The sequence below is a fragment of the Streptomyces phaeolivaceus genome (assembly GCF_009184865.1).
Taxonomy (GTDB): Bacteria; Actinomycetota; Actinomycetes; order Streptomycetales; family Streptomycetaceae; genus Streptomyces; species Streptomyces phaeolivaceus.
Window position 1 is genome coordinate 1,674,116 of record NZ_CP045096.1, and the last position, 15,537, is coordinate 1,689,652.

13 protein-coding genes and 2 pseudogenes are annotated in these 15,537 nt (G+C 72.0%); 10 read left to right on the forward strand and 5 right to left on the reverse strand.

The window, feature by feature from the left end; genetic code table 11:
- Nucleotides 1-52: 52 nt before the first annotated feature.
- Together F9278_RS07950 and F9278_RS07955 are read right to left on the reverse strand one after the other, a co-directional pair.
- Nucleotides 53-1,600 carry a sugar ABC transporter ATP-binding protein gene (locus F9278_RS07950; RefSeq protein WP_152167653.1) on the reverse strand — a complete coding sequence of 516 codons (1,548 nt, stop codon included), beginning with the start codon at nucleotides 1,598-1,600 and terminating at the stop codon, nucleotides 53-55.
- Nucleotides 1,587-2,696 (reverse strand): substrate-binding domain-containing protein, encoded by a 1,110-nt coding sequence (locus F9278_RS07955; protein WP_152167654.1) that lies wholly within the window; start codon nucleotides 2,694-2,696, stop codon nucleotides 1,587-1,589. The genes F9278_RS07950 and F9278_RS07955 overlap by 14 nt, the downstream gene beginning before the upstream one ends.
- A gap of 540 nt (nucleotides 2,697-3,236) precedes the next feature.
- Between F9278_RS07955 and F9278_RS07960 the strand changes: the two genes are divergently transcribed.
- The 3 genes from F9278_RS07960 to mtnB are packed head-to-tail and all read left to right on the forward strand — an operon-like array spanning nucleotide 3,237 to nucleotide 5,163.
- Nucleotides 3,237-3,836, forward strand: coding sequence for a 1,2-dihydroxy-3-keto-5-methylthiopentene dioxygenase (locus F9278_RS07960; protein ID WP_152167655.1), 600 nt, complete (start codon nucleotides 3,237-3,239; stop codon nucleotides 3,834-3,836).
- Nucleotides 3,833-4,558, forward strand: coding sequence for an acireductone synthase (gene mtnC / locus F9278_RS07965; protein WP_152167656.1), 726 nt, complete (start codon nucleotides 3,833-3,835; stop codon nucleotides 4,556-4,558). The genes F9278_RS07960 and mtnC overlap by 4 nt, the downstream gene beginning before the upstream one ends.
- Nucleotides 4,555-5,163 carry a methylthioribulose 1-phosphate dehydratase gene (gene mtnB / locus F9278_RS07970; RefSeq protein ID WP_152167657.1) on the forward strand — a complete coding sequence of 203 codons (609 nt, stop codon included), beginning with the start codon at nucleotides 4,555-4,557 and terminating at the stop codon, nucleotides 5,161-5,163. The genes mtnC and mtnB overlap by 4 nt, the downstream gene beginning before the upstream one ends.
- A gap of 90 nt (nucleotides 5,164-5,253) precedes the next feature.
- Here mtnB and mtnA read toward each other — a convergent pair whose 3' ends face one another.
- Nucleotides 5,254-6,285 (reverse strand): S-methyl-5-thioribose-1-phosphate isomerase, encoded by a 1,032-nt coding sequence (gene mtnA / locus F9278_RS07975; RefSeq protein ID WP_152167658.1) that lies wholly within the window; start codon nucleotides 6,283-6,285, stop codon nucleotides 5,254-5,256.
- 419 nt (nucleotides 6,286-6,704) lie between these two features.
- Here mtnA and F9278_RS07980 point away from each other — a divergent pair.
- The 7 genes and pseudogenes from F9278_RS07980 to F9278_RS08010 all read left to right on the forward strand — a co-directional run.
- A pseudogene (locus F9278_RS07980) lies at nucleotides 6,705-7,657 on the forward strand (BMP family ABC transporter substrate-binding protein); the annotation flags it as partial.
- A 2-nt stretch (nucleotides 7,658-7,659) separates the two neighbouring features.
- A pseudogene (locus F9278_RS07985) lies at nucleotides 7,660-7,869 on the forward strand (heme ABC transporter ATP-binding protein); the annotation flags it as partial.
- A 25-nt stretch (nucleotides 7,870-7,894) separates the two neighbouring features.
- Nucleotides 7,895-8,800: an ABC transporter permease gene (locus tag F9278_RS07990; protein ID WP_226966669.1), complete on the forward strand. Its 906-nt coding sequence runs from the start codon at nucleotides 7,895-7,897 to the stop codon at nucleotides 8,798-8,800.
- Nucleotides 8,797-9,597 carry a nucleoside phosphorylase gene (locus F9278_RS07995; protein WP_152167659.1) on the forward strand — a complete coding sequence of 267 codons (801 nt, stop codon included), beginning with the start codon at nucleotides 8,797-8,799 and terminating at the stop codon, nucleotides 9,595-9,597. The genes F9278_RS07990 and F9278_RS07995 overlap by 4 nt, the downstream gene beginning before the upstream one ends.
- A complete protein-coding gene (locus F9278_RS08000; RefSeq protein ID WP_152167660.1) occupies nucleotides 9,594-10,892 on the forward strand; it encodes an amidohydrolase in 1,299 nt (432 codons plus the stop codon). Before F9278_RS07995 ends, F9278_RS08000 begins: the two co-directional genes overlap by 4 nt.
- An 85-nt stretch (nucleotides 10,893-10,977) precedes the next feature.
- Nucleotides 10,978-11,649, forward strand: coding sequence for a FadR/GntR family transcriptional regulator (locus F9278_RS08005; RefSeq protein WP_152167661.1), 672 nt, complete (start codon nucleotides 10,978-10,980; stop codon nucleotides 11,647-11,649).
- Nucleotides 11,650-11,833: 184 nt separating this feature from the next.
- Complete coding sequence (locus F9278_RS08010) at nucleotides 11,834-12,862, forward strand: PAC2 family protein (protein ID WP_152167662.1); 1,029 nt, start codon at nucleotides 11,834-11,836, stop codon at nucleotides 12,860-12,862.
- Between the two features lie 120 nt (nucleotides 12,863-12,982).
- On the opposite strand, the gene F9278_RS08015 is transcribed toward F9278_RS08010, so the two are convergent.
- Nucleotides 12,983-14,005: an SMP-30/gluconolactonase/LRE family protein gene (locus tag F9278_RS08015; protein WP_152167663.1), complete on the reverse strand. Its 1,023-nt coding sequence runs from the start codon at nucleotides 14,003-14,005 to the stop codon at nucleotides 12,983-12,985.
- 276 nt (nucleotides 14,006-14,281) lie between these two features.
- Nucleotides 14,282-15,511 carry a cysteine--1-D-myo-inosityl 2-amino-2-deoxy-alpha-D-glucopyranoside ligase gene (mshC, locus tag F9278_RS08020; protein WP_152167664.1) on the reverse strand — a complete coding sequence of 410 codons (1,230 nt, stop codon included), beginning with the start codon at nucleotides 15,509-15,511 and terminating at the stop codon, nucleotides 14,282-14,284.
- Between the last annotated feature and the right edge of the window lie 26 nt (nucleotides 15,512-15,537).

Sequence of the window (15,537 nt, forward strand, 5' to 3'; positions counted from 1 at the left end):
GGGTGCTTCCTCGGACTTCCTGGTCCTGGGTCTTCCTCGGGGTGGGCCGGGGTCACACGGACGCCGAGATGGTCTGGATGACGCGGTCGCGTTCCGCGTCCTCGCCGTACGCGTCGAGGTGGATCTCACCGGCGGCGAGGACGACGACCCGGTCGGCGACCTCCAGGACCTCGTCGACGTCGGCGGACAGGACGAGCACGGCGGCGCCCTCGGCGGCGAGCGCGCGGGCACGGCGGCCGATGTCGCGCCGGGCGCCGATGTCCACCCCTCGGAACGGTTCGTCCAGGATGAGGACGCGGGGGGTCTCGGCGAGCCAGCGGCCGACGACGACCTTCTGCTGGTTGCCGCCGGACAGCTCCTCGACGGTGCTGTGCTCGTCGCGGGTGACGACCCCGAGGGCGTCGATGGTGTCACGGCCGAGGGCGTTCTCCCTGGCCGTGTTCATCAGGCCCAGCCTGGACAGGGACTTGAGGAACGGCAGGGAGACGTTCTGGGCCACGGACCAGCCGGGGACGAGGGCGTCGGCGTGCCGGTCCTCGGGGACGAGGTGGACGCCGCCGCGGATGGCGTCGGCGGGGCGGCGGGGCGCGTACGCCCTGCCGTCCAGCTCGACCGTGCCGGTGGTGAAGGGTTCGGCGCCGAAGAGGCCGCGGGCCAGTTCGGTCTTGCCGGCGCCCAGCAGGCCGACGACGCCGGTGACCTCGCCGGTGCGGAGGTCGAGGTCGAGGGGGGTGCGGCCGTCGAAGAGCCGTACCCCGCGCAGGGAGAGGACGACGTCTCCCCGGTCGCTCTCACGGACCGGGCGGGCGGTGGTGGTCTCCTGGGCCTGGGCGAGCATCGCGCGCAGGGCGGCGTCCCAGTCGAAGGGGCGGACCTGGTCCTCGGTGAGACGGCCGTCTCGCAGGACGACCAGCCGGTCGGCGAGGGCGTCGATCTCGCCGAGGCGGTGGGAGACGTAGAGGACGGCGATGCCGTCCGCGCGCATCCGCTCGACGAGCGCGAACAGGCGCTCGGCCTCGGCTGCGGAGAGCGCGGAGGTGGGCTCGTCGAGGATCAGCAGTCGGGGGCGGGTGGCGAGGGCGCGGGCCAGGATCAGCAACTGGCGGTCGGAGATGCCGAGTTCGGTGACGTCCCGCTTGAGGACGGCGTCGCTCCAGTCGAGGCCCAGGGCGGCCTGGATCTCGCGGGCGCGGGCGAGGAGCTTGCCGCCGTTGAGGAACGGGTTGCCGCGGCTCTGCGCCAGCTCCTCGAAGACCAGGTTCTCGGCGACGGTGAGGCCGGGGACGACGCCCTCGCCGATGCGCTGGTGCACGGTCTGGATGCCCAACTGCCGGGCGGCCAGCGGCGACTGGAGAGCCGCGGGCTCCCCTGCGACCCGCACCTGACCGCCGTGGTCCGTGTGCACGCCCGACAGGATCTTGATGAGGGTGGACTTGCCGGCGCCGTTCGCACCGAGCAGCGCGACCACGCTGCCCGGTGCGATGTCCAGCGAGACGGAGGCGAGCACCGTCTTGCCGCCGAAGGCCATGCTGACATCGGTCAGACCGACAGCTGCCTGCGCCTCCGCCCGGCCGGTGTCGCCGGTGTCAGTGGGCGACATTCGAGATCCAGTCGGCGGTCGAGACCTGCGACAGGTTCAGCGCGGGCAGCGCCTTCCGCAGCTGGTCCATGTTCTCGATCTTCTTCTCGCGCAGGAAGTCCTGGGTGATGGCGACGGCCGGGAACTCGACGGAGGTCTTGTTCAGCTGACCGGCCAGCTCCAGCGCGGTCGTCCGGACCACGGCGGCGCCCACGGCGGACGGGTCGGTGCCGGCGGTGGCGACCCAGGGGCTGTCCTCGGCGGTGATGGCCTGGATGTCGGCGTTGGAGACGTCCGCGCCGAAGACCTTGACCTTGTCCTGGAGCTTCTTGTTCTGCACGGCGAGGACGGTGCCCTTGGCCAGCTCGTCGTAGGGGGCGAAGACGCCCGCCACGTCGGAGTTCTGGGTGAGGGCGGCGGAGACGAGGGGAACGTTGTCGGTGGCCGTGGAGTCGGTGACCTTGCCGACCTTGAACGCCTGCTTCCAGCCCTGGGCGTCGACCGTGGACTTCCAGACGGTGTCGCGCTTGTCGAGGGCCGCGTAGCCGGCGACGTTGACGTAGCCGACCTTGGCGTCCTTGCCGACCTCCTTCGCCATCACGTCGAGGACGGCCTGCGCCATGCTCGCGTCGTTCTGCTTGGTGGAGACGACGCCCTTGGTGTCGGTCTCCACGTCGTAGACGACGACCTTGATGCCCTTCTTCACGGCCTTGTCGATCTCCGGCTGGATCGTCGCCGGGAAGCCGTGGTCGATGATGATCGCCTTGGCTCCGGAGTTGATCGCCGAGGACAGGTCGGTGGCCTGCTTGGCGTTGTCGGCCTGGGCGTCGTACACGGTCAGGTCGATGCCGAGGGCCTTGGCCTGTGCCTTCGCGCCGTTGCCCCACTGCTCGAAGTAGTCGCCGGCGCCGCTCTGTCTGACCAGCGCGACCTTGACGGCGCCGTCGCTGAAGGGGGCGGGCTTCTCGCCGGTGGCGGCGGAGGCCGAGGCGGCGGTGTCGCCGGTGTCCTTGGAGGCGTCGGTGGACTGCGCGCAGGCCGACAGCAGCAGGGCCGAGGCGGAGGCAAGGGACAGCGCGGCGAGGGGCAGGCGGGTACGGCGGGACGAGCGGGACATGGCGGCTCCAGGTGCGGTGCGAAGGGAGGAAGGAAGTACTCGACCCGGAGCGGGGGCGGAAACGCGCCACCGTGCGGTGCACGGTGAACGCCCGGGACGGCAGTGCGCGTCAGGGCGCGTCGGGGCTCCGGGAGTGGTCAGCGACAGCTGGCCGTGGTCGACCGGAGCAGGTCCACGTACAGCCGCCGGACGAGCAGCAGCGTCTTCATACACAGATCATGAGAACGATTTCAGCCATGCGTCAAAGCAATGAGAGCGGTTTCTCACCAGGTGAGACAGCGACTACGTCACACATGTCCGTACATGGACCGGCGTTACCATCGCGGTACCGGCACCCGACCGGCACGACAGTGAGGCCCCGATGACGACACCCGACGCGACGGCGCAGCGTATGCCCGGCATGCGCCGCTGTCCCGGCGCGCGCTGTCGCGGCTGACCGGCCGCTCGCCCCTCGCGTCTCCCTGCCCCTTCCCCTTCCCAGCCGTCCGGGTGCTCGTCTCGGTATCCGGACACCCCTTCCAGACTCCTGGAGTTGCTCTCATGACCTTGCTGACCACCTGGCCCGAGTCCGGACCGGAGACCCTGGTGCGTCGTACGTCCGACCCCGTCGAGATCGCCGCCGCGCTGGCGCCGCTCGGGGTGCGCTACGAGCAGTGGCCGATCCGTGAGGACGTGCCCTTCGACGCGGACAGCGAGACCGTGTTCGCCGCGTACGGCCCGGAGATCGACCGTCTCAACGCCGAGGAGGGCTTCACGACGGTGGACGTCCTCGGCCTCCACCCGAGCGACGACCCCGAGTTCCCGGTGAAGGCGAAGGCCGCCCGCGAGAAGTTCCTCCAGGAGCACACGCACGACGACGATGACGAGGTCCGCTTCTTCGTCTCCGGCTCCGGCATCTTCTACCTGCATGTGAACGGCGAGGTGCACGCGGTCTACTGCGAGAAGGGCGACCTGCTGGGCGTGCCGCGCGGCACCACCCACTGGTTCGACATGGGCACCAACCCCTCGTTCACCGCGATCCGGTTCTTCCACGAGGAGGACGGCTGGATCGGCAGCTTCACCGGCTCCACGATCGCCGCCCGCTTCCCGGACTACGACACGATCGACGCCGGGTACCAGCAGGACAAGGCAGCGGTGTGAGCCAGGTCTTCGACATCGACTCCGTGGTGCTCGACATCGAGGGCACCACGAGCGCCACGGGGTTCGTCGTGGACGTGCTCTACCCGTACTCCCGCTCCCGTTTCGGCGCGCTGCTCGCCGAGCGGGGCGGTGACCCGGAGGTGGTGCGGGCGGTCGCGCAGGTACGCGAACTCATCGCCGAGCCGGACGCCGACGACGCGCGCGTCGAGAAGGCGCTCAACGCCTGGCTCGACGAGGACCGCAAGGCGACCCCGCTGAAGACCCTCCAGGGCCTCATCTGGTCCGAGGGCTTCGCGCGCGGCGACCTCGTCTCCCACTTCTACGACGACGTCCTCCCCGCCCTGCGCGCCTGGCACGCGGCGGGCGTACGCCTCCATGTGTACTCCTCGGGTTCCGTGGCCGCCCAGCGCGCCTGGTTCCGGTCGAGCCCCGAGGGCGATCTGCTGCCGCTGGTCGAGGGGTTGTACGACACCGAGAACGCGGGGCCGAAGCAGGAGGCGGACTCGTACCGCACGATCGCGACGGCCCTCGGTCTCGCCGCCACCCCCGAGCGCGTCCTCTTCCTCTCCGACCGGCCCGGTGAGCTGGACGCGGCGCGGGCGGCCGGCTGGCACACCGTCGGCGTCCGGCGGCCCGGGGAGCCGTACTACGAGCAAGGCGTCGGCGACCACGCGCAGGCGGGGGCGTTCGACGAGATCACCATCATGAGGAGCACCGCATGACCACCGAGATCTCGGCACTCGACCTGGAGGAGGCGGGCGCCGTCCTGGCCGCCGAGTCGGCCCGCTTCGCCTCCTTCGGCTGGATGCGCGGCACCTCGGGCAACCTGTCGGTGGTGCTGGCCCGCGATCCGCTGCGGCTGGCGGTCACCGCGAGCGGTCACGACAAGGGTGAACTGACGCCCGCGGACGTGGTGTTGGTCGACGGGAACGGGGCCGCGGTCCAGGGCGGCAGGCCGTCCGCCGAGGCCGAGCTGCACGCGCGCGTCGCCGCGCTGGCCGGTGCGGGCGCCGTGGTCCACGTCCACACCGTCGCCTCCGTGGCGATGGGCCGCCGTGAGCCCGGGGGCATCGTCTTCAAGGACCTGGAGATGCTCAAGGGCGTCGGCCAGCCCGCCCACGACGTCGAGGTCACCCTCCCGGTCATCACCAACAGCCAGGACATGAAGGTGCTGGGCGACCGCCTCGAAGCCGCCCGTGACCCGCGGATGCCCGCCGTGGTCGTCGCCGGCCACGGCCTGTACGTGTGGGGGGACACCCCCCGCCAGGCCCGCCACCACACCGAAGTGGTGGAGTGGCTGCTGGAGTTGGAGCTGACCCAGCGCTGACGGCACATCAAGAGGCGGCCCGGTCGAGGTGACCGGGCCGCCTCTTCGCGCACGAGGTACGGGGAAGTTGCGGGGAGGTGTGGCGCGGGGCTAACGCAGGCGCTCGCCCGGCAGTTCGCCCGCCGAGACCTCCAACACGCCTCGTTCGGTGACCAGTCCGGTGACGAGCCTGCCCGGAGTCACGTCGAACGCCGGGTTGTGGCCGCGCGACTCGGCAGGAGCGGTCCGTACGCCGGCCCACTCCAACACCTCGTCCTCGCCCCGGAGTTCGATGTGGATGTCGGTGCCGGAAGCCGTGGCGAGGTCGACCGTGGTGGTGGGTGCGGCGACGACGAAGGGGATGCCCGCGTCGGCGCAGGCGAGGGCGACGCCGACCGTGCCGACCTTGTTGGCGGTGTCGCCGTTCGCGGCGATGCGGTCCGCGCCGACGACGGCCGCGTCGACCTCGCCGCGCAGGATCGTGCCGGCGGCGGCGCCGTCCGCCTGGACGTAGTGCGGGATGCCCTCCTGGACCAACTCCCAGGCCGTCAGCCGGGATCCCTGGAGGAGGGGACGCGTCTCGTCGGCGTAGACGACTTCGAGGCGGCCCCGCGCGTGGAGTTCACGGATCACGCCAAGTGCCGTGCCCCATCCGGCGGTCGCGAGGGCGCCCGTGTTGCAGTGGGTCAGCACGCGCAGCGGACGGTCGACGCCCACCCGCTTCAGCAGCCAGTCGGCGCCGAACGCGCCCATCGCCCGGTTCGCCTCGACGTCCTCGCGCTGGACGGCGGCGGCCTCTTCCAGCACCGCGTCCAGACCCTCGTCGAAGCGGGTCATGACCCGGTCCACGCACACCATCAGGTTCACCGCGGTGGGCCGGGCCTCACGGACACGGGCGACGGCGGCCCGTACCTCCTCGGCCGACCAGCCCTCGCGCGCGCCCTCCAGGATCGCGAGCGCCACCCCGTATCCGCCGGCCGCCCCGATCGCGGGGGCGCCCCGGACGACGAGGCGCTGGATCGCGGAGACCAGGGCGTCGACGTCGCGGATCTCGACCGTCTCGGTGCGGTGCGGCAGAACCGTCTGGTCGATGAGCGCAAGACTGTTTCCGGTCCAGTCGACGGCGCGCAGTTCCTGGGGCATGGCAGGGCACTCCTGGTGTTCCGAAGGTGCCCGACACCGTACATGACCTCGAAGAACCGTCGGGAACCACAGTTCAAGACGGCGGGGCGTGCGTCCGGAAAGCGGTGTTACAGTCCAGCACCGCCCGCAGCCCGTAGGCCGATGTGAAGGAGGAACCGTGCTGCTCACCATGCGCCGTTTCCTCGACCACGGCCGCTGCGCGAGCGACGGCTGTCGCCGCTGACCCGGTCGCGAAGACCGCGTCGGCGCCCCGCCGCTCCTCCCTCACACGGATCCACACCCGCTCCATCCCCGCTTCATCCCCCTGCTCCCCCCTCCCCAGGGCTCGTCGGCGTCGACGGTCCCGGCCTTTGCCGCACCCTCCGGAAGGTCTTCCGGTGTCCCGCACCGCCCGCACCACCGGTAGATCCCGCCGCTCCCTGCGCCTGGCCGCCCTCGCCACCGGCACCGTCCTGCCGGCCACCGCCTGCAACGCGGCGGCGAAGAAGGACGGTTCGGCCGACGACGCCGCCGCGAGCGGGGGCGGCGGGAAGAGCTTCACGCTCGTCACCCCGGACGCGGTCGGCCAGAACGAGTTCCTGAAGGCCGCCGTCAGCGGGGGTGAAGGCGGCGGCGAAGGCGCACGACGGCTCGCAGAAGGTCTACGAGTCGACGGACTCGGCCTCGCAGCAGCAGAACGTGCGGGCCCGCCGTGGACGAACAGCCGGATGTGATCGTGCTGGTCGGCTTCGAGTTCGCGGATCTGGTCGCGCAGCAGGCCGAGGCCCACCCGAAGCAGCAGTTCCTGCTCGTGGACGCGTGCACGGAGAAGACCTTCAAGAACGTGTCGTGCGCGGTGTTCCGTGAGCACGAGGGCGTCTTCCTCGCGGGCGCGGAGGCGGGCCTGCTGAGCGAGAGCGGCAAGGTGGGTGCCGTGGACGTGCTGGACACGCCCCAGTTCCGCCGCTTCAGCGACCCGTTCGCGGCCGGTGCCAAGCATGTCGCCGCCAAGACGGAGACCTCGACGCGCTTCGTCGGCGGCCAGTCCCCGTTCGACGACTCCGCCCGCGCCAAGGAGCAGGCCAACTCCCTGCTCGCCAAGGGCTACGACCAGCTGATGGCCGCCGCCGCGGCCGGCAACTACGGCGTGTTCGAGGCGGCGAAGGCCAAGGGCGCGTTCGCGTACGGCGTCGACGTCAACCAGTGCCCCTCGGCGCCCGGCACGGTCGTCGACAACGTCGTCAAGCGGACGGACGTGGCCGTGGAGAAGGGCATCGAGCGGGTCCTCGACGGCGAGACGGGCACGGTGTCGTACGGCCTCAAGGAGGGCGGCATCACCCTGACGGGTCTGGAGGACGGCGTGGACTCGTCCCCGTGCGTCATCGCCGACCACGCTCCGCCGAACTGAGCGAGATCCGGGGCCTCGCGGACCGGGTGCTGGTCATGTACGAGGGCCGCGTGACCGCCGCGTACGACAAGGCGGACGCGGACGAGAGCGTGCTCGGGCTCGCGATGGCGGGCGGCGGCGCCGACGGCAGCGACAGCGGCACCAGCGGCACTGGCAGCGACAGCGGTGCGGCGCGACCGGTGGAGGCCGGAGACTGACACGAACCGCATACCCAGGGACCGCGTGACGGCGGCCCTCCGCTCCCCCGTCGCCTTCTCCGTCCTCGCCGGTGTCCTCATCGGCGCCCTGTTCCTGCTCGGCACGGGCGCCGACCCGGTCACCGCGTACGGCGCCGTCCTGACCGGCTCGCTCGGCGCCGACGGCATCGGCTCGACGCTGAGCACCGGCACGAGCGTGCTCGGCATGGCCCTGGCGCTCGCGATCCCGCTGCGCGCCGGGCTGATCAACCTCGGCGGCGACGGACAACTGGTCCTCGGCGGTGTCAGCGCGGCAGTCACCGGCCTGTACTCGCCGCTCCCGGCACCCCTCACTGTTGTCCTCGCCCTCCTTGCGGGCATGGCGGCCGGTGCCGCGTACGCCGCCCTCGCCGCGCTCTGCGAGAACCGGCTCGGCGTTCCGCTGCTGGTCAGCAGCCTGCTGCTGAGCTATCCGGCGGTGTCGCTCGCCTCCTGTCTGGCCCGCTACCCGCTCAAGGAGCCCGGCTCCAGCCTCCCCCGGACCCGCCGGCTCCCGGAGGGCGTGGCACTGCCCGCGTTCGGCGAGTCGACGGTCACCGTGGGGCTGTTGCTGGTGGTCCCGGCGGCGGTCGGTGTCCTGTGCGGGCTCGCGGGGGCCCAACTGGCCCTTGGTAACGTCACGTTGTTCTCCGAGAACATGACGGCGGGCCGGGGCTGGATCGCCGTCGTCGCCGTGATGCTCGGCCGCGCGCTGCCGCTCGGCGTGCTGCTCGCGGCGCTGCTCTTCGGTGTCGCCGAGGCCGCGGGCTTCCGCCTGCAGGGGCTCGGTCTGCCGCAGCAGGCGACGGACGCCGCGCCGTACGTCGTCACGCTCGGCGCCCTCTTCCTGACCACGGCCCGCCGCCGCACCAGAAGCACCACCCGTACCGACAGCACTGGAGCCACCACATGACACAGGACCTCGGCCTCCTGCCCGTCACCCGAATACCCCGCAGCGGGCTGCCGCCGCGCGCGGTCGTGGTCGGCGACCCGGCGCGCGCCGCGGCCGTCGCCGCGCTGCTGGACGGGGCCGAGGAGGTGTCGTACCACCGTGAGTACCGGGTGTTCAGCGGGAGTTGGAAGGGTGTGCCGGTCGTCGTCGCCTCGCACGGGGTGGGCGGTCCGGGCGCGATCCTGCTGTTCCAGGAGCTGGCGGACGCGGGGGTCCGCACCTTCCTGCGGTTCGGCACGGCGGGCGCGATGCGGCCGGGGATCGGTGACGGCGACCTGGTGATCGCGGAGGCGGCCGTACGGGACGACGGGGTGACCCAGCAGTTGCTGCCGCCCGAGTACCCGGCCGTCGCCGCCCCCGAGGCGGTCCTCGCGCTCCAGCGCGCCGCCCGCGAGGTGGGAGCGCCGCATCATCGGGGCATCGTATGGACGAGGGCGGCCTTCCAGCCCGGACTGATCCCGCTGAACGCGTACGACCGTGCCGGGCTCGCGGCCATCGAGATGGAGCTGTCCGCGCTCTATGTGGCGGCCTCGCTGCGTGGTCTGGTCGCGGGCGGGGTGCTCGTGGTGGACGGCGCGAACGCCGACGAACTGGTCGACGCGGAGTCGCCTTTCTCGACGGGTGGCTACAACCCGCACCGCGAGGTCGTCGCGCTGGGGGTGGAGCGCGGGGCGGTCGTGTCGCTGGAGGCGCTGCGGCTGCTGGCCGAGGAGTACGGGTTCGAGGACGGCGACGGCTTCGAGGGGGACGCCGCGTGAGCGAGCACGTCGATCTGCTGGTCCACGGCGGTGACGTCCTGACCGTCGACGAGGCCGGAACCCTCGTACGGGGCGGGGCGGTCGCCGTGCGCGAGGGGGAGATCGTCGCGGTCGGACCCGCGACGGAGGTCGGTACGGCCTACACGGCGGCGGAGTCGATCGACGCCGAGGGCTGTCTCGTGCTCCCCGGGCTCGTGAACACCCACACCCACCTCGCGATGACGCTGCTGCGGGGGCGCGCGGACGACGTCACCCTCCAGGGGTTCCTGGAGCGGGTGCTGCGGTGGGAGGCGGAGCTGCTGTCGCCGAAGAACGTGGCGGCGGCGGTACGGGTCGCGATCGCCGAGAGCCTGCGGGCCGGGGTGACGTCCGCGCTGGACATGTACTGGTTCCACGAGGCGGCCGAGCGGGTCGCGCGGGAGACGGGCTGGCGGCTGCACACGGGGCCGACCTTCATGGACGTCCCCGACCCCGCCGACGGCCTGGCGTACGGGGAGCGGCTGGCGTGGGCCCGGCGGGACCTCGCCGACCGCTCCCGGCGGCCGGGGACGCGCCCGGTGCTCTTCGCCCACTCGACGTACACGCTCGCCCCCGACCAGCTGCTCGAAATAGCCGCGCTGGCAAGGGAGTTCGGGGCGCTGCTGCACATCCACGCGGCGGAGAACGCCACCGAGGTCGCCACGGTCGAGGTGCGGTACGGCAAGCGCCCGGTGGAGCTGCTGGACTCGCTCGGACTGCTCGGCCCGGATCTGCTGCTCGCCCACGCGGTCGACCTGACCGGCCCGGAGATCGCGGCACTGGCCCGCACCGGGACCTCGATCGCGCACTGCCCGGTGTCGAATCTGAAGCTGGGCTGCGGGATCGCCCCGGTGCCCCGGCTGCTGAGCGCGGGCGTGACGGTCGGGCTGGGCACGGACGGTGCGGTCAGCTCGAACACGCTGGACGTGCTGGGTGCCGTACGGCAGGCCGCGCTGGTGCACAAGGCGGCCGGCGACCCCACGGCGGTCGGGGCCGAGCAGGCGGTGCGGATGGCGACGATCGAGGGCGCCCGCGCGCTGGGGCTCGGCGACCACCTGGGCTCGCTGGAGCCGGGCAAGCGGGCCGACCTGATCGTGCTCGACCTGGGCGGACCCCATCTGCGACCGCGCCACGACCCGTGGTCCACCCTCGCCTACGCGGCGCACTCGACGGACGTACGGGACACGGTCGTCGAGGGGCGGGTGCTGATGCGCGGGCGGGTCCTCACCACCCTCGACGAGGCCGCGGCGCTGGCCGATCTGGAGGCTTTGGCCTGATAGAGGCCCTGGAACCCCCATAATGGCCTGAGACATCGGATGTCTGTACGGCAGGAACGACCAGGAACGACAGGGAGGGGCCGCCATGGCAGTCACCGACGAGGCGATCGAGAAGATCAAGGGCATGATCGTCTCCGGCGCGCTGCGCCCCGGCGACCGCCTCCCCAAGGAGAGCGAGCTGGCCGCGGATCTCGGACTGTCCCGCAACTCCCTGCGCGAGGCCGTGCGCGCCCTGTCGCTGATCCGCATCCTGGACGTACGGCAGGGCGACGGCACCTATGTGACCAGCCTCGATCCCCAACTGCTCCTGGAAGCACTGAGTTTCGTCGTCGACTTCCATCGCGACGACACGGTCCTGGAGTTCCTCGCCGTGCGCCGCATCCTGGAGCCGGCCGCCACGGCGATGGCCGCGCTGAAGATCAGTGAACAGCAACTGGACGCGCTGGCGTCCCAGTTGGACAAGCTCGGCACCGAGCCGTCGGTGGAGGAGCTGGTCGCCTGCGACCTGGAGTTCCACAAGGGCATCGTGCAGAGTTCCGGAAACTCCGTGCTCTGCTCGCTCCTTGACGGTCTGTCGGGTCCGACGACCCGCGCCCGGATCTGGCGCGGCCTGACCCAGGAGGACGCGGTCAGCCGGACCCTGCACGAGCACCGCGCCATCCTGGCCGCCCTCCGCGACCGCGACGCCGACGCCGCCCGCTCCTGGGCGACGGTGCACATCGCGAGCGTGGAGCAGTGGCTGCGGTCGACGCTCTGAAAGTCGGCGCCGGGAAAGTCGATCACGTGCCGCCCCGATCACGTCCCCGGTGGCCGGCGCGTGTTTCGGTCGCGTGATCGGGGCATTGATCCGTTCACTCCCCCGTGCAAGGGGGCTGCGGAGGGCCCCTCGGCACGCCGTAAGGTTGGGGCGTACGCGAGGGCACGTCGGAAGGAGGCGCTGGGTGATCGAGCTGGAGGGGGTTCCCGAGCTGATCGACCCAGTGATGGTGGCCGCGTTCGAAGGCTGGAACGACGCCGGCGACGCCGCCTCCACCGCGGTCGCGCATCTGGACCGGGAATGGAAGGGCGAGGTGTTCGCGGCGCTGGACGCCGAGGACTACTACGACTTCCAGGTGAACCGTCCCACGGTGTGGCTGGACGGCGGCGTACGGAAGATCACCTGGCCGACGACAAGGTTGTCGGTGGTCAGGGTCGGCGGCGACAAGCCCCGCGATCTCGTACTCGTCCGGGGCATCGAACCGTCGATGCGCTGGCGCTCGTTCTGCAACGAACTGCTGGGCTTCGCCCATGAGCTGGGTGTGGAGCTGGTCGTCATCATGGGCGCGCTGCTCGGCGACACCCCGCACACACGTCCGGTCCCGGTCAGTGGTGTCACGTCCGACCCGGACCTGGCGCAGCGGATGGATCTGGAGGAGACCAAGTACGAGGGCCCCACGGGCATCGTCGGCATCCTCCAGGAGGCGTGCACGCACGCGGGCGTCCCGGCGGTCTCGCTGTGGGCCGCGGTGCCGCACTACGTGTCGCAGCCGCCGAACCCGAAGGCGACGCTGGCCCTCCTGAACCGGCTGGAGGACCTCATCGACGTCCGCATCCCGCTGGGCGAGCTGCCCGAGGACGCGCGCGCCTGGCAGGTCGGTGTGGACCAGCTGGCCGCGGAGGACAGCGAGGTCGCCGAGTACGTCCAGACGCTGGAGGAGGCCCGCGACACGGCGGAGCTGCCGGAGGCGTCGGGGGAGGCGATCGCGCGGGAGTTCGAGCGGTATCTGCGGCGGCGGGACGGAGGGCCCGGCGCCGCCGGGCATGCCACGGCCGACGGGGGTGACACGGGGGCCGGTGCGTGGAATCCCAAGGAGAACCCCGGGGGGCGTACACGTCCGCCGAAGGCGCCTCGGCCGGAGACCGAGGCCGGGACCGAGACTGGGGCCGAGACCGGGGCCGAATCCGAGGACGAGGATTCGTCGGAGGAGTAGTTCGCCCGGGGATTCCGCTGTAGTGACGCTGCGCGGTCACTGCGGGTTCGTTGTGGCTGGTCGCGCCGTTCCCCGCGCCCCTTTGGGGCGCGGGGTGGTGGGCCGGGAGTTGTCAGGTGCTCAGCGTTTGATCGCCACGATCGCGTAGCTCGTGTCCGGGGTCGGGGGCGTGGTGAAGCGGGCGTTGGGCAGGTACAGGCGGTTCTTGTGGGCCGCGACCGTCGTCGGGACGTCGAAGTCGGCGTCCGTGAGGCGGCCCTCGAAGATGCCGCTGCGGCCGTCGGTGGAGAGCTGGAACACGTCGACCGCGTTCTGCCGGTTCTGCACGACATAGAGCCGCCGGCCGAGGAGCAGCAGGCCGTCGCCGTTGGTGAGGGGCGCCGCGTCGCCCAGGTCGACGAGCGTCGTGACGCCCGTCCTCGGGTCGACCCGGTGGAGGCCGCCCGCGCCGGACTGGACGACCAGGAGCGCCTTGCCGTCCGGGGTGCCGGTGATGCCGTTGGCGTTGACGACCTCGCCCGGGGTCTGCGTCCAGGCGCCGCCGAGGGTGACCGTGACGACCTCGTCCGCGCCCGGCAGACCGCCGCGGCGGCCGAGCGGCAGGGCGTACAGGGCCGGCTGGAACGAGTCGGTGAACCAGGCCGCGCCCGGCGTGAGGAAGACGTCGTTGGCGAAGGTCGGCGTCTTCGTGGTGAGCGTGTACGAGGCGATGATCTCGCCGGTACGGACGTCCACCACCCGGGCGCCCTGACCGCGCCCGGCGACGAACAGCCGCCCCCGGTCGTCGAGTTTGAGGCCCACCGAGGGCGTACCGGGACCCGCCGAGATGATGCCGCCCTCGCCGGTGCGCAGGTCGGCGCGGTAGATCGAGCCGTCGCCGAGGGAGCCCAGGTAGGCGTAGGGGCCGCCGATGGTGATGCCCTCGGGGCGGAAGCCGTCGGGCAGCGGGACGAGGTCGGGCCAGCTGCCCTCGGCGGTGGATCCGGAGGCGGCGGACGAGGCCGAGGCGGTGGCCGCCGAGGAACCGACGAGCAGGGCGCCCGCGGTGGCGGCGGACGTCGTGAGCAGTCTTCGCCGGCTGAGGTGAGGGGCGGCGGGGGAACGAGCGGGTCGCGCGGCATGCGGGGGTTGCGGGGGTGCCACTGTGCGTCCCTTCCACGAAGGGACCGGCAGCTGGCCGGTCCGGCTTCAACTGACGTCTGTCACCCCATCACATGCCGACCGGCCCCGCAGCCCTTCGACGATCGACCGACAGCGCCTTGACAGCCCCGGGACAGCTTCTGAGGGGATTGATGGCGTGCCGTCCGGAACCGGGCGGCTGACGGGGAAAGGGGCGTCTTCTCCGGCCGGAGAAGACGCCCCTTCTGCCCTGCCCTCTTGTGCAGAGTCGTTACTTCAGGAACGGTCGCGCCGGTCCGCTCACAGGGCCACGCCGAGGAGCGCGTCCACGGCGCGTGACACGACGCCGGGGGCGCCCTCGTCCGTACCGCCCCGCTCCTGCTGGAGCGCGGCCCAGCGGTCGACCGCGGCGAGCGCGGCCGGTGCGTCCAGGTCGTTCGCGAGGGCCTCGCGCAGCTCCTCGACCAGGGCCTCGGCGGGCGGTCCGTCGGGCCGGGAGACGGCGGCGCGCCACCGGTCGAGGCGGGCGACGGCGTCCTGGAGCACCTGGTCGGTCCACTCCCAGTCGGCCCGGTAGTGGTGGGCGAGGAGCGCGAGACGTATCGCGGCCGGGTCGACGCCGTCGCGGCGCAGCTTGGAGACGAAGACCAGGTTGCCCTTGGACTTCGACATCTTCTCGCCGTGCAGCGCGACCATGCCGGCGTGGACGTACGCCTTGGCCATCGGGAACTCGCCGGTCAGCGCCTGCGCGTGCGAGGCGCCCATCTCGTGGTGCGGGAAGGCGAGGTCGGAGCCGCCGCCCTGGACGTCGAAGCCCATGCCGAGGTGGTCGAGGGCGATGGCGACGCACTCGATGTGCCAGCCGGGGCGGCCCCGGCCGAGGGAGCCGCCGTCCCAGCTGGGCTCGCCCTCGCGGGCGGCCATCCAGAGCATCGGGTCGAGGGGGTTCTTCTTCCCGGGGCGGTCCGGGTCGCCGCCGCGCTCCGCGGAGAGCAGCCGCATCGTGGCGGCGTCGAGGCGGGAGACCTTGCCGAAGTCGGGGTCGGCCTCGACGGAGAAGTAGATGTCCCCGTCGAGTTCGTACGCGGCGCCGGAGTCACGGAGCCGTTCGACGAGCGGGACGATTCCGGGGATGGCCTCGACCGCGCCGATGTAGTGGCGCGGCGGGAGCATCCGCAGGGCGGTCATGTCCTCGCGGAAGAGGGCGGTCTCCTTCTCGGCGAGGGCCACCCAGTCGATGGCGTCGCGCGCGGCCCGCTCCAGCAGGGGGTCGTCGACGTCCGTCACGTTCTGGACGTAGTGAACCTGCCGCTTGGTGTCGAGCCACACGCGCTGCACGAGGTCGAACGCGTTGTAGGTCGCCGCGTGACCCAGGTGGGTCGCGTCGTACGGGGTGATACCACAGACGTAGATACGGGCGACGGGACCGGGGGCAAGGGTGATGAGCCCATCGGTCGCGGTGTCGTGGATCCGAAGGTCGCGGCCCTTGCCGGGCAGGGCGGGGACCTCAGAAGCGGGCCAGGCATGCATGTCACGAGCCTAACCCGATCGCCGCG

What these genes read in the sequence shown, in the direction of transcription:
- F9278_RS07995 (WP_152167659.1), top strand. Translation starts at nt 8,797, where the DNA reads ATGACACAGGACCTCGGCCTCCTGCCCGTCACCCGAATACCCCGCAGC.
- F9278_RS08005 (WP_152167661.1), top strand. Translation starts at nt 10,978, where the DNA reads ATGGCAGTCACCGACGAGGCGATCGAGAAGATCAAGGGCATGATCGTC.
- mtnA (WP_152167658.1), bottom strand. Translation starts at nt 6,285, where the DNA reads ATGCCCCAGGAACTGCGCGCCGTCGACTGGACCGGAAACAGTCTTGCG.
- mshC (WP_152167664.1), bottom strand. Translation starts at nt 15,511, where the DNA reads ATGCATGCCTGGCCCGCTTCTGAGGTCCCCGCCCTGCCCGGCAAGGGC.
- F9278_RS07950 (WP_152167653.1), bottom strand. Translation starts at nt 1,600, where the DNA reads ATGTCGCCCACTGACACCGGCGACACCGGCCGGGCGGAGGCGCAGGCA.
- F9278_RS07960 (WP_152167655.1), top strand. Translation starts at nt 3,237, where the DNA reads ATGACCTTGCTGACCACCTGGCCCGAGTCCGGACCGGAGACCCTGGTG.
- F9278_RS07955 (WP_152167654.1), bottom strand. Translation starts at nt 2,696, where the DNA reads ATGTCCCGCTCGTCCCGCCGTACCCGCCTGCCCCTCGCCGCGCTGTCC.
- mtnB (WP_152167657.1), top strand. Translation starts at nt 4,555, where the DNA reads ATGACCACCGAGATCTCGGCACTCGACCTGGAGGAGGCGGGCGCCGTC.